Origin of the sequence: Gordonia sp. 135 (genome assembly GCF_009720185.1) — a bacterium.
In the GTDB taxonomy this organism is placed as follows: domain Bacteria; phylum Actinomycetota; class Actinomycetes; order Mycobacteriales; family Mycobacteriaceae; genus Gordonia; species Gordonia alkanivorans.
In genome coordinates, this window is record NZ_CP046257.1 from 4269691 (window position 1) to 4296228 (window position 26538).

Here is a 26538-nt window from a genome sequence, read left to right on the forward strand (position 1 = left end):
TGTTGACAATCGTACGATCTAGCGTCACGGTGTACCCATGACTGCCGGCGTTGACTCCCCCACCCGCATCCACCAGACGGCCTCACTCAGTCCTGCGCTCAAGCAGGCGACGCCGGTCGTCGTCGACCATGCGCTGGGGTCCTGGATCCACGGCACCGACGGCCGCGACTACCTCGACTTCACCACCGGCATCGGCGTCACCAGCACCGGCCACTGCCACCCGCACGTGGTCGAGGCCGCGCAGGCCCAGTGCGCCAAGGTGATCCACGCCCAGTACACGACCGTCATGCACCCGCCGCTGCTCGAGCTGACCGAACGACTCGGTGCGGTCCTGCCGGCCGGCCTGGACTCCGTCTTCTACGCCAACTCGGGTTCGGAGGCCGTCGAGGCCGCGATCCGCCTTGCCCGCATGGCGACCGCGAAGCCGAACATCATCGTCTTCCAGGGCGGATTCCACGGCCGCACCGTCGCGGCCGCAAGCCTCACCACCGCGGGCACCCGCTTCTCGGCCGGCTTCTCCCCGCTGATGGGCGGCGTGCACATGGCACCGTTCCCCTACGCCTTCCGCTACGGCTGGGACACCGACACCGCGGTCGACTTCGCGCTGCGGGAGCTCGACTACCTCCTGCAGTCGCGCGTCGCACCCAACGACACCGCCGCGTTCCTCATCGAGCCCGTCCTCGGCGACGGCGGCTACCTGCCGACGCCGCCCCGATTCCTCCAGGGCCTGCGCGAGCGCGCCGACCGCCACGGCATCCTGCTCATCCTCGACGAGGTGCAGGCCGGGTTCGGTCGCACCGGCAGATTCTGGGGCCACCAGCACGCCGAGGGCCTGACCCCGGACATCATCGTCACCGCAAAGGGTCTGGCGTCGGGCTTCCCGATCTCGGCGATCGCCGCGTCGACCGAGCTGATGAGCAAGGCGTGGCCGGGATCGCAGGGCGGAACCTACGGTGGCAACGCCGTGGCCGCCGCAGCCGCGGTCGCGACTCTCGAGGTCATCGAGGCCGAGGGACTCGTGGAGAACGCCCGCGTGCGCGGAGAGCAACTGCTCGCGGGGCTTCGCGAGGTGTGCGCGCCGTTCCCGGGCGTCGGCGACGTCCGGGGCCTCGGCCTGATGGCCGGCATCGAGTTCGTCTCCACCGATGCCGCCGGCAACCGGGTGCCCGACGCCCCGGCCGCCGTCGCGGTGCAGCAGGCCACCACGGAACAGGGCCTGTTGACGCTGACCTGCGGGCCGTCGGCCAACGTCGTCCGCCTCATCCCGGCGCTGGTGGTGACCGCCGACGAGATCGACCTCGGTGTCGCGCGGTTCGGCGCGGCGCTGCATGCCGCACTGGGTTAGGCCGGTGGACATCGCAGACGAGCTCGCCGACCTCGGCATCGATGCCGACGCCTCGCCCCGCCGTCTGGCCGAATACTCCTACGACGCCTCGAATTACCGCATCCCGCCGCGGGCCGTGACCTTCCCGCGGTCTGCGCGCGAGGTCGCGACGATCGTCGCGCGATGTCACGCCATCGGCGTCCGGGTGATCGTGCGCGGCGGCGGGACCTCGATGGCGGGCAACGCCATCGGCGACGGAGTGGTCATCGACCTGTCCCGTCACCTGGATCAGGTGCTGTCGGTCGATGCCGAGAACTCGAGCGCCGTAGCGGGTTCGGGCATCGTGCTCACCACTCTGGCGGCGCGGGCTCGTGCAGCGACGGAAGGACGGCTGACCTTTGCCCCGGACCCGTCGTCGGCGTCACGGGCAACCCTCGGCGGGGCAATCGGCAACGACGCCTGCGGAAATCACTCCGTTCGATACGGACGCACCAGCGACCACGTGATCGAACTGCACCTCGTCACCGCCGACGGGCTGCTGCTCACCGCGACGCGCGACGGGTTGTACGCCACCGATCCCCGCGACCGGCAGGCCGTGGCGCGGGCCGCCGAGATCACCGACGAGTTGCGGAAACTCGCGTCGGACAACCTCGCGATCCTGCGCACCGAACTGGAGACCATCCCTCGCCAGGTCTCGGGGTATCACCTCGCACGGCTGTTGCCCGAGAACGGATTCGACGTCGCCCGCGCACTCGTCGGGAGCGAGGGGACCTGCGCGATCGTGGTGTCTGCGAAGGTGCGCCTCGTCCCGGTCGCGACCTCCCAGCTCCTGCTCTGCGTCGGCTACCACTCCCCCGCCGACGCCGCCCGCGACGTCCCCGCGATCCTCCCGTTCGCGCCGTCGGCCATCGAGGGCATCGACCGCAAGATCGTCGCCACCATGGCCGCGCGCCGCGGCCGGGACACTGTCGCCGGACTTCCCGAGGGATCCGCCTGGTTGTTCATCGACGTCGACTCCGAGAGTGCCGGAGCACAGGGCGAATCCGACGTTCCGGCGACCGCCGAGCGACTCCTCGACCACCTTCGTGCGCAGGGCCGGATGATCGGCGCCACCGTCGTCGACGACCCGGTTCGGCGCAAGGCATTGTGGCGCGTCCGCGAGGACGGCGCCGGACTGTCGTCGCGTCTGGCCGACCCCGACGACGAGAGTGTCGGCGGCAACTACGAATCCTGGCCCGGCTGGGAGGACGCGGCGGTCGCCCCCGAGCGACTGGCCGACTACCTCGACGACTTCGCCGAACTCCTCGACCACCACCGCCTCACAGGTGTGATGTACGGCCACTTCGGCGCCGGCTGCATGCACGTCCGCATCACCTTCGACCTGCGCACCCCCGAGGGTCGCGCCGTGATGGAGCACTTCTGCATCGGAGCCGCGGAACTCGTTGTGCGTCATGGTGGTTCACTGTCGGGCGAGCACGGCGACGGGCGGGCGCGCTCGGCACTGCTGCCGATCATGTACGCACCGGCCATGATGGCGGCCTTCGCTCGGTTCAAGTCGATCTGGGACCCGGCGGGCAACCTCAACCCGGGCAGCATCGTCGACCCGCCGTCGATCACGGCCGACCTCGCCCTGGCCGACGTCCCGCGCCGCACCTGGCCGACCGCCTTCGACCTCGGCCACGGCCACGGCCACGGCTCCCGGGATACGCCCCCGAAATCCGCCCTCAGCAGCGGCGCCGATGACAATACGTCGGCGGCGGCTCCCTCCGGGGCGGATGTCAGGGGCGGTTCTCGCGAACTCCCGCTCCTTGATCCCTTCGTCCACGCGGTCCAGGGCTGCATCGGTGTCGGCCGGTGCCGCGCCGACACCGGTGGCGTCATGTGCCCGAGCTACCGGGCGACCCGCGACGAGAAGGATTCGACGCGGGGTCGGGCCCGGGTCCTCCAGGACATGGTGCGCACCGCCCCATCGGTCGACGACGGCTGGCGGTCACCCGAGGTCGCCGAGGCCCTCGAACTGTGCCTGTCCTGCAAGGCATGTTCGACGGACTGCCCGACCGGCGTCGACATGGCCACCTACAAGTCGGAATTCCTCGACCATCACTACCGTCGCCGTCTCCGCCCGCTGTCGCACTACTCCCTGGGCTGGATGCCGGCGTGGCTGACAGCGGCCGGAACCGCTGCGCCGCTGATCAATCGCGCCCTGTCCTCGAAGATCAGCGGCCTGGCCGCCCGCGCCGGCGGCCTCGACCCTCGCCGGACGATGCCGGCGTTCGCGGCCCGACGCACCCGCAAGGCGCATCTGGACGGGCTCGCCCCGGTGTCCCCGACCTCGCAGATCATCCTGTTCGTCGATTCGTTCACCCGCGCTTTCCGCCCGCAGGTGGCCGCCGCCGCCGCGGAGGTCTTGGGCGCGACGGGCGAGCAGGTCGGTTGTACGTCGGAGAACTGCTGCGCCCTCACCTGGATCTCCACCGGTCAACTGGGCAAGGCGCGCAGGACACTTCGACGCACCGCCGCGAACCTCGACGACGGCACCGACCGTCCCATCGTGGTGCCCGAGCCCAGTTGCGCTGCTGCACTGGCCAAGGACCTGCCCGAACTCGTCCCCACCGACAGCGCACGTCGCGTAGCCGCACGCGTACGCAGCTTCGCCGCCCACCTCCCGACCCTGCTCGACGCGGGATGGCGGCCGCCGCCGCTCCCGGACGAGGTGACCCTCCAGACCCACTGCCACGAGTACGCGGTCTTCGGCGCCCGCACCGGCACCGCGGCTCTCGAAGCACTCGGCGTCACCGTGCACTCCGCCGACGGATGTTGCGGTGTGGCAGGTAACTTCGGCTTCGAGAAGGGCCACTACGAGGTCAGCATGGCCGTCGCGGAGAACGGACTCGCACCCGCGTTGCGCGACAACCCGCATCGCCCCGTCGTCACCGACGGATTCAGCTGCGCGATGGCGGTCGAACACCTCGCTATGGTCGACGACGACTTGACCGACGCACGCGAGATCCGCGGGGTCCACCTCGCCGAACTTCTCACCTCCACAACCCGACCCCGACCCACCCCCGATCAACCGAGGAGAGCCCGATCATGACGGCCATCGCCACCACCCAGGTCCCCGACGCCATCTCGTCGGTCCACACCGACCTGTTCATCGACGGTGAATGGGTTCCGGCCGCCGCCGGCGACCGTTTCGACGTGCTCAATCCCGCGACCGGCGAGGTGCTCGCACAGGTGGCCGACGCCGACGCGACCGACGCCCGGCGCGCACTCGAGACCGCGGCCGCGCATCAGGCCGAGTGGGCTGCCACGTCCCCGCGCAGCCGCAGCGAGATCCTCTACCGCGCATACGAGATCATCATGAGCCGGGTCGACGAGATCGCCTCGGTGATGACCGCCGAGATGGGCAAGCCGCTGGCCGAGGCCAAAGGTGAGGTCGCCTACGGCGCCGAGTTCTTCCGGTGGTTCGCCGAGGAGGCCGTGCGCATCGGCGGTGACCACACCACCACCGGAGACGGTGGCCACCGCATCGTGGTGAGCAGGCAGCCGGTCGGCCCGTGCATCCTGATAACACCGTGGAACTTCCCGCTGGCCATGGGAACCCGCAAGATCGGGCCCGCCGTCGCGGCCGGCTGCACGATGGTTCTCAAGCCCGCCGAGCTCACCCCGCTGACCACACTTCTCCTCGCCGACATCCTCGTCGAGGCGGGCCTGCCTGCCGGCGTACTGAACGTCGTGACCACCACGAATCCGTCGACGGTGGTCACCGAGTGGATGGACAGCGGGCTCGCCCGCAAGGTCAGCTTCACCGGATCGACCGAGGTCGGCAAGACGTTGCTGCGGCAGGCCGCCGGAACCGTGATGCGCACCTCGATGGAGCTCGGCGGCAACGCCCCGTTCATCGTGTGCGCCGACGCCGACATCTCCCGCGCGGTGGACGGACTCATGCTGGCCAAGATGCGCAACACCGGTCAGGCCTGCACCGCGGCCAACCGGATCTTCGTGCACCGCAGCGTGATCGACGAGTTCACCGAGCAATTCACGGCGAAGATGGCCGCACTGAAGGTCGGCGACGGCGCCGCCGAGGGAACGCAGGTCGGTCCGCTCGTCGAGCCCAAGGCCGTCGCGAAGGTCTCCTCGCTCGTCGACGACGCGGTGTCCAAGGGCGCCACGGTGGCCTGCGGCGGTGTGGCGCCCGAGGGTCCCGGTTACTTCTACCCGCCAACGGTGCTGACCGGCGTCGGCCTCGACGCCGATCTGGTGCGCAACGAGATCTTCGGTCCGGTCGCGGCGATCATCCCGTTCGGCGACGCCGGCAATCCCCTCGACCCGGCCGCCGACGACGAGGTGATCTCTCTCGCCAACGACACCGCATGGGGTCTGGTCGCCTACTTCTTCAGCCAGGACGTCGACCGTTGCGCTCGCCTGTCGGGAGCGCTGGAAGCCGGTATGGTCGGGGTCAACACGGGCATCGTGTCGAATCCGGCCGCTCCGTTCGGCGGGGTCAAGGAGTCCGGCCTCGGCCGTGAGGGCGGCCGCGTGGGCATCGAGGAGTTCCTCGACATGAAGTACACGGCGACGCCGATCCGCCGCTGAGGACGCGAAAAGAACATCCCGCCGAACCACCGACGTGTGAGCAAGGAGCAGCAAGCCCATGTACCTCGGTACTCAGCTGTTCACCGACAGCGAGTACGAACAGCGCCTGACGAGGGTTCGTGAACTCATGGACCGTCAGGGGTTGTCGGCGATCATCGTCACCGACCCGGCCAACATCTTCTATCTGATCGGGTACAACGCGTGGTCGTTCTACACCCCGCAGATGCTGTTCGTCCCGATCGAGGGCGAGATGGTCTTCTACGCCCGGGAGATGGATGCCCGTGGCGCGCACCGCACGACGTGGTTGCCCGACGAGCAGATCGTCGGGTACCCGGAGAGCTACGTGCACCGGCCGCACGTGCATCCCTTCGACTGGGTCGCGTGGTCGCTCCGCCAGCGGCACGCCATCGCGCCCGCCTCGCGCGGCGGTTCGGTCGGCCTGGAGATGGACTCGCACTTCTTCTCTCCCAAGGCCTATCGCGCATTGCACAATGCGATCCCGGAGTGGAAGCTCGTCGACAACTTCGAACTCGTCAACTGGGTGCGGTCGGTCAAGTCCGAGGCCGAGGTCCAGCTGATGCGTCAGGCCGGGATGGTGTGCTCGGAGGCCATGCGCGCGGCGATCGACACCATCGACGTCGGTGTGCGGCAATGCGATGCGGCGGCGGCGATCTCGCAGGCACAGATCACCGGGACACCGGATTTCGGCGGCGACTACCCGGCGATCGTGCCGATGATGCCGACCGGCGCGGCGGCCGACACACCCCATCTCACCTGGCATCAGGGAACTTTCGTCGAGGACGAGGCGGTGGTCATCGAACTGACCGGCGCGCACAACCGGTACCACTGTCCGCTCGCGCGGACGGTGTCGCTGGGTACCCCGAACAAAGACCTCGACTATGTCGCGAAGGCCACCGCCGAGGGACTGAACAACGTCCTCGAGGCGATCAAGCCGGGGGTGGCGACGCGCGAACTCGCCTCCACCTGGAACTGGACCCTGGCCAAGTACGGACTCGAAAAGCCCTCGCGCCTGGGGTATTCGATCGGCATCGGGTACCCGCCGGACTGGGGTGAGCGCACCATCAGCATCCGCTCCGAGGACGAGACCGTCCTCGAGACCAACATGACCTTCCACATCGTCTGCGGGATGTGGATGGAGAACTACGGTTTCGAGCTCTCCGAATCGGTGCGGGTGAGCCCCACCGGCGTCGAGTGCCTCACGTCGTTCCCGCGGGAATTGATCCAGAAATAGTGTCGAGCACAACGCAATCCACTCCAGAGAAGGAATGAGGTGACCAGAATGACCACCACCCACACCGCCACCGAACCCGTGAACGACCTACGGCATTCCGGCCCCACGCTGCCTCTGGCCGGGCGGACGAAGGACCTGGTCGGGTCGATGATCGACTCGTCGACCTCCCTGCTGGCCGCTCAGTCCCACGACATCGTGCGCTTCGCGATGGGTTCACCTGCCGACGAGGCCGTCCCGGCCGACGAGTTCCGTCAGATCGCCGGCGAGATCCTCGACCACACGTCGTTCACCTACGGTGCCACCGAAGGGGAACCGCGGCTGCTACAGCTGCTCGTCGACTATCTCGCCACCACGCCCGACCCGTCGACCCACGACCGCCTGGTGATCACCACCGGCGGCATGCAGGGCCTCGACCTCGCCTGCAAACTGTTCGTCGATCCCGGCGACCTGGTCATCGTCGAGTCCCCGACCTACACCAACGGCAGCGCGACCGCGCTGTCCTACGGCGCACAGCTGCTCGAGGTACCGGTCGATGACGACGGCATGCAGGTCGATCTGCTCGCCGATCTGGTGGCGCGCACCCACAAGACCCCCAAGGCGATCTACACGATCCCCACGTTCCAGAACCCGTCCGGCGTCACGATGTCGGAGGAACGACGCCGCGAGCTGTTGCGCCTGGCCCACACGTGGGGTTCGGTCGTCATCGACGACGATCCGTACGGTCTGCTGCGCTTCGCGGGAACCGACATCCCGACCTTCCAGACGATGAGTCCCGGCGATCCGCTGATCTTCTCGGTGCGGACCTTCTCCAAGATCCTGGCTCCCGGCTGGCGCGTCGGCTGGGTCGACGCCGATCCGTCGTTGCGGCAGCTGCTCATCAACGGCAAGCAGGCCATGGACACTTGCACCAACGTGCCCAACCAGCACATCGTGGCCGAGTACATCGCGCGCGGTGGCCTCGAGGACCACCTCGCCGGCATCCGCTCGCTGTACCGCGAGCGCAAGGACGCCATGCTCGACTCCATCGCCCGCCACCTCGGCGACCGCGTGGTCACCACCAACCCGGAGGGCGGCTTCTTCCTGTGGGTCACGCTGCGTGAGGAGTTCGCCGAGATCGACACCCGGGAGCTGTTCGAGATCGCCCTGGCCGACGGCGTCGCCTTCATCCCCGGTCCGGCGCTGTCGCCGGGTGGCCGGTTCCGCAACTCGATGCGCCTGTGCTTCGCGTCGAGCACGCCGGACCGGATCGACGAAGGTATTCGACGCCTCACGTCCAGTCTTGAGAAGATGGCACGGTGAGCGGTGAACACGTACCTGAGCTGAGTCCGGCCGAGCAGTCGCTCGTCGATCTGATCGACGAGGCCGCTGTCACCGCGCTCACGACCGCGCTGGTGGAGGCACCGAGCGAGAACCCGGGTGGCACCGAGGGCGCCGCCGTCGAGATCCTGGAAAAGGCGTGTCGCGCGCTGGGGTTCGCTGTCGACACCTACGAGGTGGCCGCCGAGCGCCCGAACCTGATCGCCACTCTCCCCGGCGGCGACGGCCCGGGACTGATGTTCCTCGGCCATTCCGACGTCGTGCCGGCCGGCCCGAACTGGACCGCCGACCCGTACACCGTGCGGACTCGCGACGGCCGGCTCTACGGACGCGGCACCACCGACATGAAGGGCGGGATCGCGTCCGTCGTGGCAGCCATGAGCGTGCTGTCGCGGGCACGCGACTTCGGCGTCGGACTCTCGGGCCCCGTGCGCCTGGTGTGCACGGTCGACGAGGAGGAGCACGGCATCGGCGTGCGCGACTTCGTCGGCCGTCCCGCCGACTCCGAATTCCTCGGCTGTATCGTCGCCGAACCCACCGACATGCAGATCGTCCGCGGCTGCCGCGGTGCGTCGTACATCGAGATCGAGGTGACCGGCCGCGCCGCGCATTCCGGCCGACCGGCCGACGGGCGCAGTGCCATCAACGCCGCGGCCGCGATCGTCGATTTCATCCGCGCCGACCACGAGCACCTTCACGAGACGCTCGACGACCTGCTCGGCTGCGGCACCTGGAACGTCGGCACCATCCAAGGCGGACAGGGCATCTCGGTCGTCGCACCGACATGCTCGCTCGGTATCGACCGGCGCCTGATGCCCTTCGAGGACCCGCATGCGGTCGCCGGGGACCTCCGAAAAGCTATCCGCGACAGGGCAATCGACACCGACGGCATCACCGTCGATGTCCGCGTCACCATGGAGATGCCGGGTTTCGCGACCGCCGCCGATCACCCGCTCGTCACCGCAGCAGTCGGTGCGGTCACCGACTCCGGCACCGCGACCTCGGTGGGCGGCTGGAGCGCTGCGTGCGACGGCGGTTTCGTCAGCCGCGACCTCGGCATCCCGTCGATCGTGTTGGGCCCCGGCAACATCAACACCGACGCACATCAGCCCGACGAGTCGGTCGCCATCGCAGATCTCGTCACTGCGGCAAAGGCGTACACGCTCGCCGGGCTGAGGTTGCTGGCCTAGACCCTCGACTCCGCCGGCTTCTTCTGCAGCTCGTGGAAGTCGTTCTCCTTGCTGGGGATCTCGGTGCCGCGGAGCGAGCAGCCCGCGGTCTCCTTCAGGAACAGCAGCGCGACCATGCCGATGGCGCAGGCCCCCATCATGTACACCGCCGGGAAGAGGTTCCAGTCGGTGTTCTCGACGACGGCATCGTTGACCAGCGGCGCGGTACCGCCGAACGCAGCGGTCGCGACGTTGTAGGAGATCGCGAAGCCCGCATATCGCACCTGCGTCGGGAACATGGCCGGGAAGGTCGCCGAGATGGTGGCCAGCTGCGGGATGTAGAGCGCTCCGAGGATCACGAATGCCACTATCGCCCAGACGAATCCCTGCCCCATGAGCCAGTACAGCGGGAGCGCGAGGACGAACAGGCCGATCAGCGATCCCCACCACATGGGTTTGCGCCCGGTCGAATCCGACCACCAGCCGAAGAACGGGATGAGCAGCATCATCACGAGCTGCCCGATCAGGTTGACGACGCTCGCCGAGGTCTCGGACAGGTTGATGGTGTTCTGCAGGTAGGTCGGCTGATACGCCAACAGCGTGTAGTTGGCGACGTTGAGTGCGATGACCATGCCGAACATCGTCAGGATCGGTCGCCGGTAGTTGACGAGCAGATCCTTGAACCGGGTCCACGCCGAACCCTTGATCTCGTCCTCCCGCTCCAGCTCCTGGAAGACGGGGGTGTCATCCATCTGCGAGCGCAGGTACAACCCGATCAGACCCATGGGCAGCGCGAGCAGGAACGGGATACGCCAACCCCACTGGTCCATCTGCGAGTCGGTGAGGCCTAGCTGCAGGAGCAGAACGAATGCGGTACCGCCGCAGAAGCCGGCGAGCGTGCCGAACTCGAGGAAGGAGCCGTACTTGCCGCGCTTGTTGTCCGGCGCGTACTCGGCCATGAACGTTGCCGCGCCACCGTATTCACCACCGGTCGAGAAACCCTGGATGACGCGGAGCAGGATCAACAGGATGGGTGCCCATACACCGATCGACGCGTGCGTGGGCAGTAGGCCGATCAGCGCGGTGGCGCCCGAGATCAGCAGGATCGTCATGGCCAGAACAGATTTGCGGCCGATACGGTCGCCGATCGGCCCCCAGATCATGCCACCGAGGGGGCGGAGCACGAAGGAGACCGCGAAACCCAGCATGGTGCCGATGGTTCCGAACTCACCTGGGAAGAAGGCTTGGGTCAGATAGACCGAGGCCGCGGCGTAGACGCCGTAGTCGTACCATTCGGTGGCGTTTCCGATCGCCGAGGCACCGATGGCCTTGCGGAGGAGTTTCCGTCCCTCGGGTGACTCCGGGTCCGGTGCGAGCTGCTCATAAGTATCCGCTGGTGTCGTGTCGCTCATCTGCGCTTCCTGAATGTCATCGAGGCCGTGACTCGCCCCTCGCTAGGTCATCTCCGGCGTTGGTGGGCCTTTGTGCACGGACGGCAGCCTGCTCGACCATCCGTGGACATTCGAACCGCGAGCGATCAGCTCCCGGACCCGGGGACATCACCGGCGTCGTCGCCGTCACCGATCAATCGGCGCAGCCCGTCGGCCATGTGCTCGATCATCAGCGCATCTGCCTTGGCAGAATCCCCCGCAGCTATGGCGTCCACCAACGCCTGGTGTTCGTCGATCCGTTCCTTTCCCGATGAATATGTTCCTCGCATGGCTCGCAAGCACATTCGTGTTTCCACGAGAATCGTCTCGTGGAGACGCGAAAGGCGCCGGCTTTCCGCGAGTTCCACCAGCGTCTGGTGAAATCCCATGTCCGCCTCGGCCATCCCGGCACCGTTCGGCTCGTCGCCGAACACGCGCATGGCCTCCACCGCCTCGTCCAGCGCGGCCACCGCCTCCGATTCGCTGTGCGCGATGACCTGTTGCACGGCAGCACGTTCCACCGCCGTGCGCGCGACGTACATGTCGCGGATGTCGTCTCTCTCCATCGAGACGACGAACAGGCCCCGGTTGCGATGGCTGACCAGCAGACCCTCCGCGGTGAGACGTTGCATCGCCTCACGCAGCGGGCCGCGGCTGACGCCCAGGTCTGCGGCGAGACCGGACTCCGTCAACTGCGACCCGGGTGGGAAGTCGCCGTTCGCAATGGCATTGTGCAACTTACGCGCGATGATCGCCGGTGTCGACTCCTGCACCAGTGGCGTGAGCACTCGACGGCGCGTCGAGCCGCCTCGTTTTCCCTGGTGAGAAGCGGCGCGCCGACCCCCCGGGCCGTCCACGCCCGGGCCGTCCCCATCCACTGTGATCGCCACCGTCATTCCTTCTTTCTTACCGCTCGAAGCTCGCATAGGTGAGCGTTTCCCCCCGCGCGCCGCCCATCCAGATGTCGTTGCAAGCCGCCGCAAAGTCTTCCAGGCCCTCCGTGATGGTGGCGAACACGTTCCCCGGTACCCAGCCGACATCGCCGTTGACCAGCAGGTTGTTTCTTCCGTAGAAGACTGCGAGGTCGATGAGCAGCCGGTGTTCGGCCGGTGCGGATGTGGGATCGTACCCATATGCGGGGTTGTCCAAAACACCGTCGAAGGTGAAGTAGCACAGGTCGCCGGGAATCGGCGTGATGGTAGTGTTCTCGGGACCCGGCTCCACCGGCGCGAATGCCGGTAGCAGCGTGTAGATCTCGTTGCGCGCGAACTTGCCGTGGAACACCTGGCCACCCAGCGGCAGCGCATCCCAGACCGCTGCCGCCGTCCGCGGCGCCTCGGCGTCGAGCATCCGCGCCACCGCCGTCACCCCCCGCTTCTCGAGTGTCACGGTGATGAATCGTTCGGCACGGCCGGTCACGGACGGTCTCCCAACATCGTGAAGCCGGCGGCCGCCTCGTACGCCGCCGCGACCCGCAGCACGGTCGTATCCCGGTGTCGCGCAGCGACGAACTGAGCGCCGGTCGGCAGACCGTCGACGAATCCGCTGGGTACCGTGATCGCGGGCTGCCCGGTGAGATTGAACGGATAGCTGTACGGCGTCCAGGACGTCCAGTCCGGCGATGCCGATCCTTCGGGAACGGTGCGTCCCGCCTCGAAGGCCACGGTGGGCATCGAGGGGGTGACGAGCAGGTCGAACTCCTCGTGGAAGAGACCCATCGTGGTTCCCATCTCCATGCGCAGCGCGTTCGCGCTGACGACGTCGTCCGCGGTGAAGTCTCGGTGTCGTTCGAGCGCCTCGAGGAGCAGCGGGTCGACCTTCTCCTGCGCGCCCGGGCCGAGCCCTCGCACCACCACGTCGGCTCCGGCGAACCAGATGATGTGATACGCCCACGCCGGGTCTTCCCAGCCGAGGTCCACCTTCTCCACCGTCGCCCCGAGCTGTTCGAGCACCGATACCACGCGGTCCGTATTGGACTGTATCCCAGGATCATTCGAGCCGAAGCCGAGGTCGGAACTGTACCCGATACGCAGATCGGAGAGGTCCCGGACGTCGGCGATGGCGGCGGCGGCGCTCTCGGTGGGCGTCGCCAGCGCCGACCAGTCCCGCGGATCGTGCCCACTGAGGACGTCGAGGAGCAGCGCGCAGTCGCCGACCGTCCTGGTCATCGGCCCGACGTGCGCGACCGGCGCGAACGGACTCGGCGGATACATCGGGACCCGGCCGAGAGTGGCCTTGAATCCGACCACCCCGCAGTAGGCGGCCGGTATCCGGATCGATCCCCCGCCGTCGGTTCCCACCGACAGCGGACCGAGTCCGGCCGCCAGGGCCGCGGCAGAACCACCACTCGATCCTCCGGACGTCCGCAGTGCGTTCCACGGGTTGCGGGTGATGCCGGTACGCGGGCTGTCGGTGACGCCCTTCCACCCGAATTCCGGTGTGGTGACCTTGCCCAGCATCACCGCGCCGGCCTCGCGGAGTCGCGCGACCGCGGGGGCGTCGGTGTCCCACGCCATCTGATCCGACTCGATCATCAGCGACCCGCGCAGGGTGGGCCAGCCGCCGGTGAGCAGCAGGTCCTTGATGCTGACCGGCACCCCGTCGAGCGGCCCCAGCGGAGTGCCCGCCCTGAAACGTTCGCCGGCCTCCCGGGCGGCGGCGAGGGTCGCGTCCCGATCCACGAGGCAGAATGCGTTGACGGAAGGGTCGACCTGGTCGACGGCGTCGAGCAGTTCGACGGCCACCGCCTCCGGCGTCAGCTCACCGGTCCGGTAGGCGTCGGCCAGTTCGATGGCGCTGAGCCACCGTGCTGTTTCCGACATGCGCCCTCTAGTCTGTCGCAGTTGGTAGATTGTTGACAATCTACCTTGGAGGTGTGCGGGTGACAACCACCGTCGCGATGCTCTATCCCGGTCACGCTGCCGAAGACGACTACGAGCTCATCGCGTCCGTGCTCGTGGCCGCAGGCACCGACGTCCGCCTGCCGGTGACCATCACCGAGATCGAGTCCGATGACCACACCGTCGACGCCATGGCCGCGGTCGGCGAACAGCACCGCCTCGCCGAGGGGCTGCGACGAGCCCAGGCCGATCAACCGGCGTCGGTGATGTGGGCCTGCACCTCCGGGAGTTTCGTCTACGGCCTCGACGGCGCCCGACGTCAGGTGGCCGACGTCGCGGCCCTCGCCGGCCTTCCCGCGTCGTCGACCTCGCTGGCCTTCGTCGAGGCGTGTCACCACCTCGGACTGTCCCGGGTCGCGATCGCCGCAACCTACCCCGATCCCCTGGCCTCACGGTTCATCGGTTTCCTCGGCGACGGCGGCATCGAGGTGGTCTCGCTGCGCGCCAACGACATCGGGACCGCCTCCGAAGCCGGAATCCTGGACGGAGACGGCCTTTTCGACATGATCGCGGCCGCGGACCACCCCGACGCAGAGGCGCTCCTCATCCCCGACACCGCCCTGCACACCGCGATGTGGATCACCGGACTCGAGGAGAAGTTCGCGAAGCCGGTCCTGACCGCCAATCAGGTCACCGCGTGGCAGGGGTTGCGTCTCGCCGGGATCAACTCGTTCATACCGGAATTGGGAACCCTCTTCACTCGCTGACGGTCAGTCGATGACCGCCTTGGCCACCGTGATACAGGTGGTGATCCACTCGCGATCACTTACGGTAAGGGCACGCGAGGCGTTCTCCGCATCCTCGGTCGCCCAGTGCGCGTTGAGGATCATCCGCACGATCACCCAGTCGCGCGCCCGGTCCGGGTCGAGTCCGGCGGCGTCGACGATGCTGTGGAAACGGGAGCGGATCACGTACCGCGGGTCACCCCTTCGGCGGTCGAGGAGATTCCACAGCATCGGCGCGGGCTCGTAGTGCGGGTCGCCCGACATCGGGCTCGGGTCGATCGCGAGCCAACGTCGGCCGGCGGACGGCGCCAACAGTACGTTCTCGTGGTGCAGGTCGCCGTGAACGACGACACCCACCGTCGACTCATCGGAGAGAAAGTTCCGGCCGAGTGAAAGTGCCTGTTCGACAAACCGTCTCGGCACCGGAGCGTCGCGGGACATACGGGCCAGCCCCGCCAGCCAGTGCTCCAGATGCGTGGTCAGAGGCGTCATCCGTCCGGGCGCCGGTATGTGCAGGACGCCATACAGTTCCGCGACCACGCGGCAGGCCTCGTCGTCCTCGACCGTCGTGAGGTCCGTCCGCCCCAGTCGTTCGAGGAGCAGCGCGCGCAGCCGCGGGTCGGCACGCAGCATCCGCACCGCACCGCGTCCGGCCCAGTGCTGCAGTCCGAGTGCTTCCTGGGCGCCCTCGTCGTCGCCGTCGAAGGCGACCTTCAAGACCGCACGCTGTCCGTTCCGGTCGATCACCGGGATCACCAGCGACTCGAAGCCGTGCCACAGTTCCTCCCCGTCGCGGCGGAGCTCCCAGGCGTCGAGAAGCCCCGACGCGGTTGCGGGCAGCCGGCGAAGCCAGCCCTGCCAGGCGGGCCCCAGCGTGGACTGCTCCGCCAGACCCGCAGGGATGTCGGCTGGGCCGATCATGCACGCACGAATCGGTAGCCCATCCCCGCCTCCGTGATCAGGTGGCGCGGGTGTGCCGGATCTTCCTCGAGTTTCCGTCGGAGACTCGCGAGGTAGACGCGAAGATAGTTGCTCTGCCCGAGATAGCCGGGACCCCAGACCGAGTTCAGGATGTCGCTCTGGGACACCAGCTTCCCTTCGTGGCGGACCAGCATCTCCAGGATTCCCCACTCCGTCGGAGTGAGATGGACCGGCTCCTGCTCGCGGGTCACCTGTTTCGCCGCGAGGTCGACGACGAACGCGCCGGCGTCCACCACCGGCGACTCCGCAGTCACCCCCGACGCGGCGCCCCGCCGCAGGGCTGCCCGCAACCGGGCCAGGAACTCCTCCATCCCAAAGGGTTTGGTGACGTAGTCGTCGGCACCGGAGTCCAGCGCCACCACCTTGTCCGCCGCGTCGGTCCGCGCCGAGAGCACGATGACCGGGACGGACGTCCATCCGCGCAGACCCTCGAGGACCGTCAACCCGTCGATGTCGGGAAGTCCGAGGTCCAGGACGACGACGTGCGGGTTGAACCGCGCAACAGCCGACAGGGCTGCCGCGCCGGTTGCCGCCGTGGACACCGCGAAACCGCGCGCGTTCAGATTGATCCGCAGCGCGCGCAGCAACTGGGGCTCGTCGTCGACCACGAGGACGCGACTCTTGTCGGCGTTCATCGGCTCCCCTCCTCCGATCGCGGAAGGTCAGCCACTGTGGGCAGGTCCACGACCAGGGTGGCTCCGCCACCGGGAGTGTCCCCGGCGGACAGTTCTCCTCCCATCGCCGAGATGAACCCGTGGGCCACGGACAAGCCGAGCCCCACCCCGGACGACGCCCCCGCAGTGTCGCCGCCCTGATGGAAGGCCGCGAACACCTGTTCACGGTCGGTCGTGGGCAATCCGGGCCCGTGGTCGACGACGCGAATCACGCAGCGCGGCGGGTCATCACCGGTTCCGCTGACGGTGATCTCGACCTCGGATCCGCCGTGCCGGTGGGCGTTGTCGACGAGATTCGCGAGCGCGCGTTCCAGTAGACCGGGGTCGGTGTACGCCCACGCCTGGCCGAGCTCGATGGTCAGAACGAGGTCCGGGTTGAGCCGTTGCACCTCGGCGGCGGCGCGGTGCACGACCTCGGGCAGGAACGTGTGCTGCATCTGGGGTCGCACCGCCCCTGCGGCGAGCCGAGAGGAGTCGAGCAGGTTGCCGACGAGACCCGCCAGATGGTCGACCGACTCGTCGACCGTTGCCAGCAGTTCCGCGGTGTCGTCGGGGCTGAAGGTGACGTCGTCGCTACGAAGACTGGACACCGCGGCCTTCGCCGCCGCGAGCGGTGTGCGGAGATCGTGGCCGACCGCGGACAGCAACGCGCGCCGGAGTTCATCGGTTCGGGCCAGCGCCTCGGCAGAGGCCGCCTCGACCTCCAGGGCGTGCCGCTCGACGGCACCTGCTGCCTGCCCGGCCACGGCGGCCAGCACCCGCCGGTCCCGCGCGCCGAGTCTCGGCCCGCGGAGCAGCAACTCGAACTGCCCACCCGGTACCGAACACGTCGTGTCCGCGTCATCCGGACCGTTCAGCGGGCAGTCGCCGACCCAGGCCTCCACCGTCCGAGTGGTCTTCGACGTGCGTCGGACCAGTGCGACGGCCGTCTGGTCGTAGGTCTCACGTAACCGTTCGAGCAGGCCCGGGACATCGGCGCCGCCGAGCACGACGCTGGAGAACATCGCCAGCAGTTCCGCCTCGCGGGTGGCCTCCTGCGCCTGAGCACGCCGTACCGTCGCCGAATCGACCAGGGCGGCCACGGCGATCGCGATGAGCAGCATCACCAGGATGGTGATCAGGTTGTCCGGTTGATCGATGGTGAAGGTGAACCGGGGATCGGTGAAGAAGTAGTTCAGCAGAAGGCCGGAGACCACCGCCGACAACGCCGCGGGCGCGATGCCTCCGAGCATCGACACCGCGAGCACCGACACGAAGAACAGCGCCGACTGACTGGTGAACCCGAGCCAGGGATCGAGCAACCGCAGCACACCGGTCGCCACCAGCGGTACGACCACCGCGAGGACCCAGCTCAGCGGTCGATGGAACCTGGTGTCACGGATGTCGAGCCGGTGTCGGCGGGGCGTCTCCTCGTGCGTGACCATGTGCACGTCGATGCGCCCGCTACCGCTCACGACCGTCGCCCCGACACCTTCGTCGAAGATCCGTTGCCAACGCGGTCGACGGGACGTACCCAGAACCAATTGGGTGGCATTGACCCCGCGCGCGAACACGAGCAGCGTGGCCGGGATGTCGTCACCGACCACCGTGTGGATCCGTGCGCCGAAACCGGCGGCGAGCTCTCGGAGTGCGGTGAGATCGACGCCGCGATCACTGAGCCCGTCCCCGCGGACCACGTGTACGGCCAGCAGTTCCGCGCTCGATCGCGACGCGATACGACTGGCCCGACGCAACAGGGTGGGCGACTCCGGCCCGCCGGTGATCGCCACCACGACTCGTTCGCGTGCTTCCCAGGTGTCGGTGATCGAGTGTGCCGCACGATAATCGGCGAGTTTGTCGTCGACCTGGTCGGCCAGCCACAACAGGGCCAACTCGCGCAGCGCGGTGAGGTTGCCCTGCCGGAAGTAGTTGCCCAGAGCCCCGTCGACCCGACTGTACGGGTAGACCTTGCCCGCGGACAGTCGCTGCCGTAGCGCCTGCGGGTCGATGTCGACGAGTTCGATCTGATCGGCGCCGCGAACGACGTCGTCGGGCACCGTCTCCCTCTGCACGACACCGGTGATCTGGGCGACGACGTCGTTCAGGCTGGCGAGGTGCTGGATGTTCACGGTCGAGCAGACGTCGATACCGGCGTCACGGAGTTCCTCGATATCCTGCCACCGCTTGGCATTTCGCGATCCCGGAGTGTTGGTGTGGGCGAGTTCGTCGACCAGCACCACCTGAGGATGGCGCGCCAGGACGGCGTCGAGGTCCATCTCGTCGAATGTCGCCCCCCGATACGGGAGGGCGATCCTGGGGATCACCTCCAGACCCTCGACGAGGGCCGCGGTCGCGGGCCGCCCATGCGATTCGACGACCGCGACCACCACGTCTGCACCCTCGTCCCTGAGGTTCCGGGCCTGCGCCAGCATCTCGTAGGTCTTCCCGACGCCGGGTGCGCATCCGAGGAACACCTGCAACGTGCCGCGACCTTCCGAGCGTCGGCGCGACGCCGCCTGAGGCCTCGTGACCCGCGTCGTCGCCGGTCCCGCCGCTGAGGTCATCCGCCGATTCTATCGCCGGTCAACGGGTGTGACACGTGGCCGGCCCGTGACCGAGCGCCAGGTTCACCTCGAGGACGTCGACCCGCGGCTCACCGAGGAACCCCCACTGTCTGCCCTGGGTGTGGGCGGCGATCAGCGACCGTATCTCCTCCGGCGGGCGACGGTTCTCGCGTGCCAGTCGCGGCACCTGAAGTGCGGCATATGCCGGACTGATGTGGGGGTCGAGTCCCGACCCCGATCCGGTGACGGCATCGGCCGGAACCGCCTGCGGTGACACTCCTTCCCGCTCGGCGATCAGCGCACGCCGGGCCTCGACGTTGTCGAGGAGGATGACGCTGTTCGGCCCCTGATTGCTCGCCGACGATGCGGACGGATCGCCGGTGGCCATCGGCGCGCCCTCGGCACCGAGGACACGCGCGTGGAGGTACGGGTCCGGTCCGCCGGCCTCGACCTGCGGATCGACTCCGATGAGCGAGGAGCCCACCGCACACCCGGAGGCGTCGACCAGACGTGAGCCCTCCGCACTCGACGAGTCCACCCGCGAGATCGCCCACACCGCGGCGGGATAGGCGAACCCGAGGATGAGTGTCAGTCCGAGGAGCATCCCCAGTGCGGCGCCGCACTGCCGGAGGAGACCGGTCGCGATCGTGGTCATCGTGCTCACCCCATTCCCGGAACGAAACGGACGACGAGATCGATCAGCCAGATGCCGACGAAGGGTGCGACCACCCCGCCGAGCCCGTACACGATCAGGTTGCGGCCCAACAGCTTCGATGCCGACGACGGGCGGTAACGCACTCCCCGCAACGAGAGCGGGATGAGCGCGACGATGATCAGCGCATTGAAGATCACCGCGGAGACCATGGCCGACTCCGCCGAATGCAGACCCATGACGTTGAGGGCCTCGAGCTGCGGATGGACCGCGGCGAACATCGCCGGGAGGATCGCGAAGTACTTCGCGAGGTCGTTGGCGAGCGAGAAGGTGGTGAGAGCCCCGCGGGTGATGAGCAGCTGCTTGCCGATCGCGACCACCTCGATGAGCTTGGTCGGGTCGGAGTCGAGGTCGACCATGTTGCCGGCCTCCTTGGCCGCCGAGGTCCCCGTGTTCATCGCCAGCCCGACGTCGGCCTGCGCGAGCGCGGGTGCGTCGTTGGTTCCATCCCCGGTCATCGCGACGAGGCGCCCGGCCTGCTGCTCGGAACGGATGAGTGCGAGCTTCTCCTCGGGGGTGGCCTCGGCGACGAAGTCGTCGACCCCGGCCTCGGCCGCGATGGCACGGGCGGTGAGCGGGTTGTCGCCGGTGACCATGACCGTGCGGATACCCATCGAGCGCAACTGGGCGAATCGCGCGGTCATCCCCGGCTTCACGACGTCGGACAACGCGATCACTCCGAGCACGCGGGCGGGCCGGCCCGCCTCGTGCACGCCGACCAGGAGCGGTGTACCGCCGTCGGTGGAAATGCGCTCCACGTCCGCGAGGACCGCCGGTTCCACGGTTCCCGCCGACTCGGCGACCCACCGTCCGAGTGCGTCGGCAGCTCCCTTGCGGTACACGACCACCGCGTCGGCGTCGTGCAGGTCGGCCCCGTGCAGGTCGACGCCGCTCATGCGGGTCTGGGCGGTGAAGGCGACCACCTCGCGGCGCGTCGAGCCGACGGTCGGGGCCTCCGCGACCGGTTCCACCCCGTACGAGGTCCGGCACAGTTCGACGATGCTCCGTCCCTCGGGAGTGTCGTCGGCGAGACTGCACTCCGAGGCCACCCGCGCCAGTTCGTCGACGGACACGCCCGGCGCCGGGTGCAGGGCGGTGGCCCGGCGGTTGCCGTAGGTGATTGTCCCGGTCTTGTCCATCAGCAAGGTGTCGATGTCGCCGGCGGCCTCCACCGCCCGGCCGGACATCGCAAGTACGTTGCGCTGGACGAGCCGATCCATCCCCGCGATTCCGATCGAGCTGAGCAGGGCGCCGATGGTGGTCGGGATGAGGCACACCAGCAGTGCGATCAACTCGACGGGATCCGGCGACCGGCCGGCGTACTCCTGCATGGGCCCGATCGCCACCACCGCCAGCAGGAAGATGATCGTCAGGCTCGTCAACAGGATGTCGAGCGCGATCTCGTTGGGCGTCTTCTTGCGGTCCGCGCCTTCGACCAGCGCGATCATGCGGTCGACGAAGGTCTCACCCGGTGCCGTCGTGATCTTGACGACGATCCGGTCGGAGAGGACGACGGTGCCGCCGGTGACCGCGGACCGGTCTCCCCCGGATTCCCGCACGACGGGAGCCGATTCGCCGGTGATCGCCGACTCGTCGACGGTCGCGATGCCGTCGACCACATCTCCGTCGCCGGCGATGACCTCGCCCGCCTCCACGACGATGAGGTCGCCGACCCGCAGCGCACCACCGAGGACCTCGTCGAAGCCACCGTCAGCTCGTAGTCGACGGGCCACGGTGTCACGCTTGATCTTTCGCAGACTCTCGGCCTGCGCCCGCCCTCTCCCCTCGGCGACCGCCTCGGCGAGAGCGGCGAACACGACGGTGAACCACAACCAGGCCGCCACGGTCCAGGCGAACCAGGACGGACGAAGGACCGCCAGGGCGGTGGTGACGACAGCGCCGAGGAACACCACGAACATCACCGGGTTGCGGGCCTGATCGCGAGGGTTCAGCTTTCGCAGGGCCATCGGCATCGACGTCACGAGCGAGCGGACGTCGAAAGCGCCGCGGGACAACAGTTCCGGCTCGTCGCCCGCGGCAGGTTCGGCGTGGGAGGCGTCCGGGGCGGTGTCGATCAGGGGTGTGGTCACAGCAGCGCCTCCGCGATGGGTCCCAGCGCCATGGCCGGGAAGAAGGTGAGTCCGGCGACCAGCACGATGGTCGCCATGAGCAGCGTTCCGTAGAGAAGACCGTGGGTGGGCAGGGCGGAGAGAACCTCCGGTCGTGCCACCGGACGGGCCGACGCGGCCTCCAGGACGGCGCGCCCGTGACCGGGTCCCACCGGTCCGGTCGGGCGGGCACCGATGATGCCGGTGCTCTCGGCTGCGCCCTCGTCGGCCGTGCCGCGCGGACGCTGCCGGGCGAGAAGGCCCGCGAGTGCGAGCACGAGCACGATCGGCACGAACCGACCCAGCAGCATCGCCATGCCCAGAGAGGACTGGAACCAGTCACCGGTCACCGCGAGCCCACCGAAGGCACTGCCGTTGTTGTTGGCCGCCGACGCGTAGGCGTAGAGCACCTCACCGAAACCGTGGATCGCACCGGGTGTTCCCGGCTCGCCTCCGTTCCCCTGCGCCTCCGTGGTCGACGCCAGGATCACCGAGATCGCCGTGCCGGCCAGCACGAGTGCCGGCATGACGAGGACATAGAGCGCCGCCATGGTCATCTCCGGCTGTCCGATCCGCTTGCCGAGGAACGTCGGCGACCTGCCGACCAGTAGCCCGCCGACGAAGACGGTGATCACCGCCATCATCAGGATTCCGTACAGTCCCGAACCGACCCCACCGGGCGCGACCTCGCCGAGAAGCATGTTCCACAGGACCGCACCCCCGCCGGCCGCGGAGAAGCTGTCGTGCGCGGCATTGACTGCACCGGTAGAGGTCCCGGTCGTCGACACCGCGAACAGCGCCGAACCCGGAATCCCGAAGCGCACCTCTTTGCCTTCCATCATGGCGCCCGCCGCCCGAGCTGCCGACCCGGACGCATGACTCTCGAAGATCCATACGACGGTAAGCATGATCGCCCAGATCCCCGCCATCACGGCGAGAAGAGTCAGTCCCTGGCGCCGGTCTCGGACGAGGGTCCCGTAGGTCCGGGTGAGGCAGACCGGGATCACCAGCAGCGCGAAGATCTCGACCAGATTCGAGAACGGTGTGGGATTGGAGAACGGGTGCGCCGAGTTCGCCGACAACGTCCCGCCGCCGTTGGTGCCGAGTTCCTTGATCGCCTCCTGCGAAGCGAACGGACCGACCACACTGTGCACCTCCGCACCGTCGAGCGTCGTCCACGTGAATCCGCTGTGCCAGGACTGCACGACCCCCTGACTCAGCAGCAGCGTCGCCACGATGATGCTCAGCGGCAACAGAATCCGGACCACGCCGCGCACGAGATCAACCCAGAAGTTCCCGATCTCGCCGGTGGCCCCACGGTTGACGATCCCGCGGACGAGCGCGATGGCGACGGCCATCCCGACCGCCGCGGAGACGAAGTTCTGCACCGCCAGTCCTGCCATCTGGGTCAGGTTGGTCATCACGAGCTCAGGTGAGTACGACTGCCAGTTGGTGTTGGTGACGAAGGAGATCGCGGTGTTGAACGCCGTTGCCGGCGAGACGCCGGCCTTGCCGTCGGAGAACGGGAGGATTCCCTGGAGCCTCTGGACCGCGTAGAGGACCGCGAAGCAGACCGCCGAGAACCCCAGTACGGCAAGGGCATACCCCAACCAGGACTGTTGCCTACGCGGATCGACACGGGCCAGTCGATAGAGGATGCGCTCGACGCCGAGGTCTCGTTGCCCGGTGTACACACGCGCCATGTGGTCGCCCAGCGGCACGTAGACGGCGACCAGGATCACGATGAGCGCTCCGAACTGCAGGAGGCCGGCAGCAACTGTGCCCATCGTTTCTCAGAACCTCTCCGGGAACACGAGAGCCAGGAGAAGGTACACCATCGCCGCCGCCGCGAGCACGAGGAGTACGACGTTGGTCACCCCGGCCGCGGTCACGACTTGATCCGCAGATCGAGGCCGCGAACGGCAAGTACGCACAGACCGAACCCTGCGATGGCAAGCAGCAGGAACAGCACATCCGCCACGATGACTCACTCTCTGATCGCACCGATGGCCCACCGTGCGGTGGGCACACCGAAGGATCACGCGCCCCGCGGGGCACCGGAGAGTTCTTAACGCCGTTCTTACGGGCCGCCGGCAGTTCTTGACGACCCCTTGTCACCGGTCGTACTGACCGGGGGTCCCGCTATGTCGCCGTGATCGCGATCCCGATGGTGCCGCTTTCTCCACGACGCACCTTGCTGGCGAAGATCAGTACCCGCGCGAGCAGCCCGTACTTCTCGCCGAGCTTCTTGCGAACGTGTGCGGTGCCCTCGGCGTCGAGCACAACCGCGGTGCCGGCGACCGGCTCGCCGGACAGCTTCTTGCCCCGCGCATCCGTGGCCTGGACCAGGACCTTCGGATTCCGCCTGATCCGCTTGACCTTCCATGCTTCGGTTTCGGTCCACACGAGCAATCGGGCTCCGTCGAGTACCGCCCACACCGGTGTCGCGACCGGAGTGCCGTCCTTGCGATAGGTCGTCAGGTTCACGTACTTGGCGGTACCCGCCTCGCCGAACGTCGCGGCGTCAGAGGTCATGCGGCAATGCTACGGGCGAACAGCGATTGCGCATGGGTTGTCGGCCAGCCCACCGGGGTGATCTCGCCGCCGAACACGCCGGCGTCGCACAGCGTCGCCCACGCGGTCACCTGGTTGGCGGAGAGAACCGGCTTGCCGAGCTCCGCCTCCAGGTCGGCCAGGATGTCGTAGGTCCACAGGTTGGTACAGGAGACGAAGACGGCGTCGGCATCGGGATGATTCGCGGCGCGGATGAGATCCGCGGTCACGCGGTACGGGATGGTCCAGATCTCGCGATCGCGACCGAGACCGGCCTGGGCCACGACGCTCCTGCCGGACTCCGCGAGGAAGTCGCAGAGGAGTCCGGTGAGCGCGGCTGTGTACGGCGTGGCGACGGCGAGCGTCCCCACGTTCAGCATGTCCAGCGCCCGGATCAAGGCCTCTGACGTCGTGACCGCGCGCTCCGCGCCCGCGGCGAGCATGCAGTTGGAGATCTCCACCGCGCCCGCCATCCCGTAGACGAAGCTGCCCGATGCACACGCGTAACCGAACGTTCGCGGCCCGACCGACGAGACTGCCCTGACCGCTGCCGAGATCTCCGCGTGATTGTTCAGATCGCGGCACAGTTCGACGTCGACGGGAGCATCGATGTAACCGGTCCGCGTGAAGTACAGCGAGACCGAGTCCGGCATCCAGCGCCACAACTCCCGGTCGAGAGCCATGTCGAACGGGCACACCATCCCGATGCCGATCTGGGCGTTCATGCTCCGGATGATGGCACATTGTGTGATTGTCTACAATCGCTGCCGAAGTGCCGCGGCCACCTCGTCCCGAATGACGCATTCGTAGGCGTGGTCGTTGACGATCCCGGTCGCCTGCATGAGGGCGAACATCGTGGTCGGCCCCACGAAACGCCATCCGCGCTTCTTGAGGTCTTTCGACATCGCGACCGACTCGGGTGACGTCGTCATCGAGTTCGGCACGTGATCATCGGCGGGCGCATATCCCCAGAAGTACGACTCGAGCGAGCCGAACTCGTCGATGAGCTCGACGGCCCGCTGCGCGTTGTTGACCGCCGCTTCGATCTTTCCGCGATGCCGGATGATGCCCGCGTCGTCCAGCAGGCGCGTGACGTCGGCGTCGGTGTAGCGCGCGACCTTCTCCACGTCGAAGCCGGCGAAGGCCGCGCGGAAGTTCTCCCGTTTCATCAGGATCGTGCGCCAGCTGAGGCCCGACTGGAAGCCTTCGAGGCACACCCGCTCGAACAACGACGTATCGTCGGTGGTCGGGAATCCCCATTCGGTGTCGTGATAGGCGGTTTCCGGCTCGCGGCCCGCCCAGAAGCAACGCAGCCGACCGTCTGGTCCCTCTATCGTGTCTGCGGACATACGTCTCCCTTCGTGGCGAGGAGGCTACGGCACGGCTACGACAGATGGCCGCCGTTATCGTTCCGTTACCAAAGATTGCGAAAGCATCCCGTTGTGTCTCTCGATGGTCACTTCTCGCCGCTGCCCGCATAGCGTTGGTCACATCGCACCGAGAGCACTCCGGCACCGACGCCGAATCCCGCTTCGGAAGCGAGACAACACATCTGCGCCAAGGAGTTTCGTGATGCATGAATCCGACCTGAACAACCTCCTTGCCCGCGTGGCGACCGGGGACATGGACGCTTTCGCCCAGTTCTACGACGCAACCTGTGACCGGGTGTACGGCATGACACTCCGCGTGTTGCGCGATCCCGGTTACAGCGAGGAAGCGACGCAGGAGACCTTCCTGGCCGTCTGGCGCAACGCCGAGACCTACGACCCCCGCTCCGGTTCGGCACTCTCCTGGATTCTGACCCTGGCTCACCGCCGGGCCGTCGACCGCGTTCGGTCGGAGTCCGCCGCGACCCGACGCACCGTCGCCTACGGCATCGCCGACACGAGCCGAGAGATCGACGAGGTCAGTGAGTCGGTGGAGCGACGAGAGATCGCTCGCCTGATCCACACCGGCCTCGAGAGCCTCACCCCCATCCAGCGCCAGGCCATCGAACTGGCCTACTTCCACGGACTCACCTACCGCGAGGTCGCCGAGCACCTCGGGGTCGCGCTTCCCACGGTCAAGTCACGTATTCGCGACGGTCTCATCCGGCTGCGTCAGACCGTGCCGGGCTTGGCTGCCACCGGCTAGGGTTCCGCCGCCTCGCTCGCCCCCCCTTGTAAAGCACCCCTGAGAAACGCCCCTGAAACACCCCCTCCACGGGACCGCCGGCGACACAGTGTCGTCCGCGAACCTCTGGAGGGTTGTCCTC

The 26538-nt window shown here is 67.9% G+C and carries 22 protein-coding genes; 8 read left to right on the forward strand and 14 right to left on the reverse strand.

Features of this window, described 5'->3' with window-relative positions; all coding sequences use genetic code 11:
• The first annotated feature begins 37 nt into the window (after window positions 1-37).
• The 6 genes from GKZ92_RS19320 to GKZ92_RS19345 are packed head-to-tail and all read left to right on the forward strand — an operon-like array spanning window position 38 to window position 9679.
• Window positions 38-1345, forward strand: a complete 1308-nt coding sequence (locus tag GKZ92_RS19320) for an aspartate aminotransferase family protein (protein WP_006360984.1) — start codon at window positions 38-40, stop codon at window positions 1343-1345.
• Window positions 1329-4418 carry an FAD-binding and (Fe-S)-binding domain-containing protein gene (locus GKZ92_RS19325; RefSeq protein WP_155225529.1) on the forward strand — a complete coding sequence of 1030 codons (3090 nt, stop codon included), beginning with the start codon at window positions 1329-1331 and terminating at the stop codon, window positions 4416-4418. Before GKZ92_RS19320 ends, GKZ92_RS19325 begins: the two co-directional genes overlap by 17 nt.
• On the forward strand, window positions 4415-5920 hold the full coding sequence (locus tag GKZ92_RS19330) for an NAD-dependent succinate-semialdehyde dehydrogenase (RefSeq protein WP_042378521.1): 1506 nt from the start codon (window positions 4415-4417) through the stop codon (window positions 5918-5920). The genes GKZ92_RS19325 and GKZ92_RS19330 overlap by 4 nt, the downstream gene beginning before the upstream one ends.
• A gap of 58 nt (window positions 5921-5978) precedes the next feature.
• Entirely contained in the window at window positions 5979-7172 is a 1194-nt protein-coding gene (locus GKZ92_RS19335; protein ID WP_042378519.1) for a M24 family metallopeptidase, read from the forward strand.
• Window positions 7173-7220: 48 nt separating this feature from the next.
• Complete coding sequence (locus tag GKZ92_RS19340) at window positions 7221-8471, forward strand: aminotransferase-like domain-containing protein (protein ID WP_035754541.1); 1251 nt, start codon at window positions 7221-7223, stop codon at window positions 8469-8471.
• A complete protein-coding gene (locus tag GKZ92_RS19345; protein WP_035754539.1) occupies window positions 8468-9679 on the forward strand; it encodes a M20 family metallopeptidase in 1212 nt (403 codons plus the stop codon). The genes GKZ92_RS19340 and GKZ92_RS19345 overlap by 4 nt, the downstream gene beginning before the upstream one ends.
• On the opposite strand, the gene GKZ92_RS19350 is transcribed toward GKZ92_RS19345, so the two are convergent.
• The 4 genes from GKZ92_RS19350 to GKZ92_RS19365 form a co-directional block, all read right to left on the reverse strand.
• Window positions 9676-11070: an MFS transporter gene (locus GKZ92_RS19350; protein WP_035754538.1), complete on the reverse strand. Its 1395-nt coding sequence runs from the start codon at window positions 11068-11070 to the stop codon at window positions 9676-9678. The two genes, GKZ92_RS19345 and GKZ92_RS19350, sit on opposite strands and share 4 nt — an antisense overlap.
• Before the next feature lie 125 nt (window positions 11071-11195).
• Window positions 11196-11984 carry a GntR family transcriptional regulator gene (locus tag GKZ92_RS19355; protein WP_081724860.1) on the reverse strand — a complete coding sequence of 263 codons (789 nt, stop codon included), beginning with the start codon at window positions 11982-11984 and terminating at the stop codon, window positions 11196-11198.
• A gap of 10 nt (window positions 11985-11994) precedes the next feature.
• On the reverse strand, window positions 11995-12507 hold the full coding sequence (locus tag GKZ92_RS19360; RefSeq protein ID WP_035754533.1) for a DUF3830 family protein: 513 nt from the start codon (window positions 12505-12507) through the stop codon (window positions 11995-11997).
• On the reverse strand, window positions 12504-13910 hold the full coding sequence (locus GKZ92_RS19365) for an amidase (RefSeq protein WP_035754531.1): 1407 nt from the start codon (window positions 13908-13910) through the stop codon (window positions 12504-12506). The genes GKZ92_RS19360 and GKZ92_RS19365 overlap by 4 nt, the downstream gene beginning before the upstream one ends.
• Before the next feature lie 59 nt (window positions 13911-13969).
• Between GKZ92_RS19365 and GKZ92_RS19370 the strand changes: the two genes are divergently transcribed.
• Complete coding sequence (locus GKZ92_RS19370; protein ID WP_035754657.1) at window positions 13970-14695, forward strand: maleate cis-trans isomerase family protein; 726 nt, start codon at window positions 13970-13972, stop codon at window positions 14693-14695.
• Between the two features lie 3 nt (window positions 14696-14698).
• On the opposite strand, the gene GKZ92_RS19375 is transcribed toward GKZ92_RS19370, so the two are convergent.
• From GKZ92_RS19375 to GKZ92_RS19420, 10 genes are all read right to left on the reverse strand, one after another.
• Window positions 14699-15634, reverse strand: coding sequence for an aminoglycoside phosphotransferase family protein (locus GKZ92_RS19375; RefSeq protein WP_155225530.1), 936 nt, complete (start codon window positions 15632-15634; stop codon window positions 14699-14701).
• Window positions 15631-16329, reverse strand: coding sequence for a response regulator (locus GKZ92_RS19380; RefSeq protein ID WP_035754527.1), 699 nt, complete (start codon window positions 16327-16329; stop codon window positions 15631-15633). The genes GKZ92_RS19375 and GKZ92_RS19380 overlap by 4 nt, the downstream gene beginning before the upstream one ends.
• Window positions 16326-18911: a sensor histidine kinase gene (locus GKZ92_RS19385; RefSeq protein WP_081474356.1), complete on the reverse strand. Its 2586-nt coding sequence runs from the start codon at window positions 18909-18911 to the stop codon at window positions 16326-16328. Before GKZ92_RS19385 ends, GKZ92_RS19380 begins: the two co-directional genes overlap by 4 nt.
• Window positions 18912-18930: 19 nt before the next feature.
• Window positions 18931-19566 (reverse strand): potassium-transporting ATPase subunit C, encoded by a 636-nt coding sequence (locus tag GKZ92_RS19390; protein WP_006359813.1) that lies wholly within the window; start codon window positions 19564-19566, stop codon window positions 18931-18933.
• 5 nt (window positions 19567-19571) lie between these two features.
• Window positions 19572-21713 carry a potassium-transporting ATPase subunit KdpB gene (kdpB, locus tag GKZ92_RS19395; protein ID WP_006359812.1) on the reverse strand — a complete coding sequence of 714 codons (2142 nt, stop codon included), beginning with the start codon at window positions 21711-21713 and terminating at the stop codon, window positions 19572-19574.
• Window positions 21710-23518 (reverse strand): potassium-transporting ATPase subunit KdpA, encoded by a 1809-nt coding sequence (gene kdpA / locus GKZ92_RS19400; protein WP_006359811.1) that lies wholly within the window; start codon window positions 23516-23518, stop codon window positions 21710-21712. The genes kdpB and kdpA overlap by 4 nt, the downstream gene beginning before the upstream one ends.
• Before the next feature lie 6 nt (window positions 23519-23524).
• A complete protein-coding gene (locus GKZ92_RS19405; protein ID WP_081474355.1) occupies window positions 23525-23623 on the reverse strand; it encodes a potassium-transporting ATPase subunit F in 99 nt (32 codons plus the stop codon).
• Window positions 23624-23873: 250 nt separating this feature from the next.
• Entirely contained in the window at window positions 23874-24266 is a 393-nt protein-coding gene (locus GKZ92_RS19410; RefSeq protein WP_006359810.1) for a PPOX class F420-dependent oxidoreductase, read from the reverse strand.
• On the reverse strand, window positions 24263-25009 hold the full coding sequence (locus GKZ92_RS19415) for a maleate cis-trans isomerase family protein (protein ID WP_006359809.1): 747 nt from the start codon (window positions 25007-25009) through the stop codon (window positions 24263-24265). The genes GKZ92_RS19410 and GKZ92_RS19415 overlap by 4 nt, the downstream gene beginning before the upstream one ends.
• Window positions 25010-25039: 30 nt before the next feature.
• Window positions 25040-25633 carry a DNA-3-methyladenine glycosylase I gene (locus GKZ92_RS19420; RefSeq protein WP_006359808.1) on the reverse strand — a complete coding sequence of 198 codons (594 nt, stop codon included), beginning with the start codon at window positions 25631-25633 and terminating at the stop codon, window positions 25040-25042.
• A gap of 223 nt (window positions 25634-25856) precedes the next feature.
• On the opposite strand from GKZ92_RS19420, the gene sigK reads away from it, so the two are divergent.
• Window positions 25857-26417 carry an ECF RNA polymerase sigma factor SigK gene (gene sigK, locus GKZ92_RS19425; RefSeq protein ID WP_006359807.1) on the forward strand — a complete coding sequence of 187 codons (561 nt, stop codon included), beginning with the start codon at window positions 25857-25859 and terminating at the stop codon, window positions 26415-26417.
• Window positions 26418-26538: the final 121 nt, after the last annotated feature.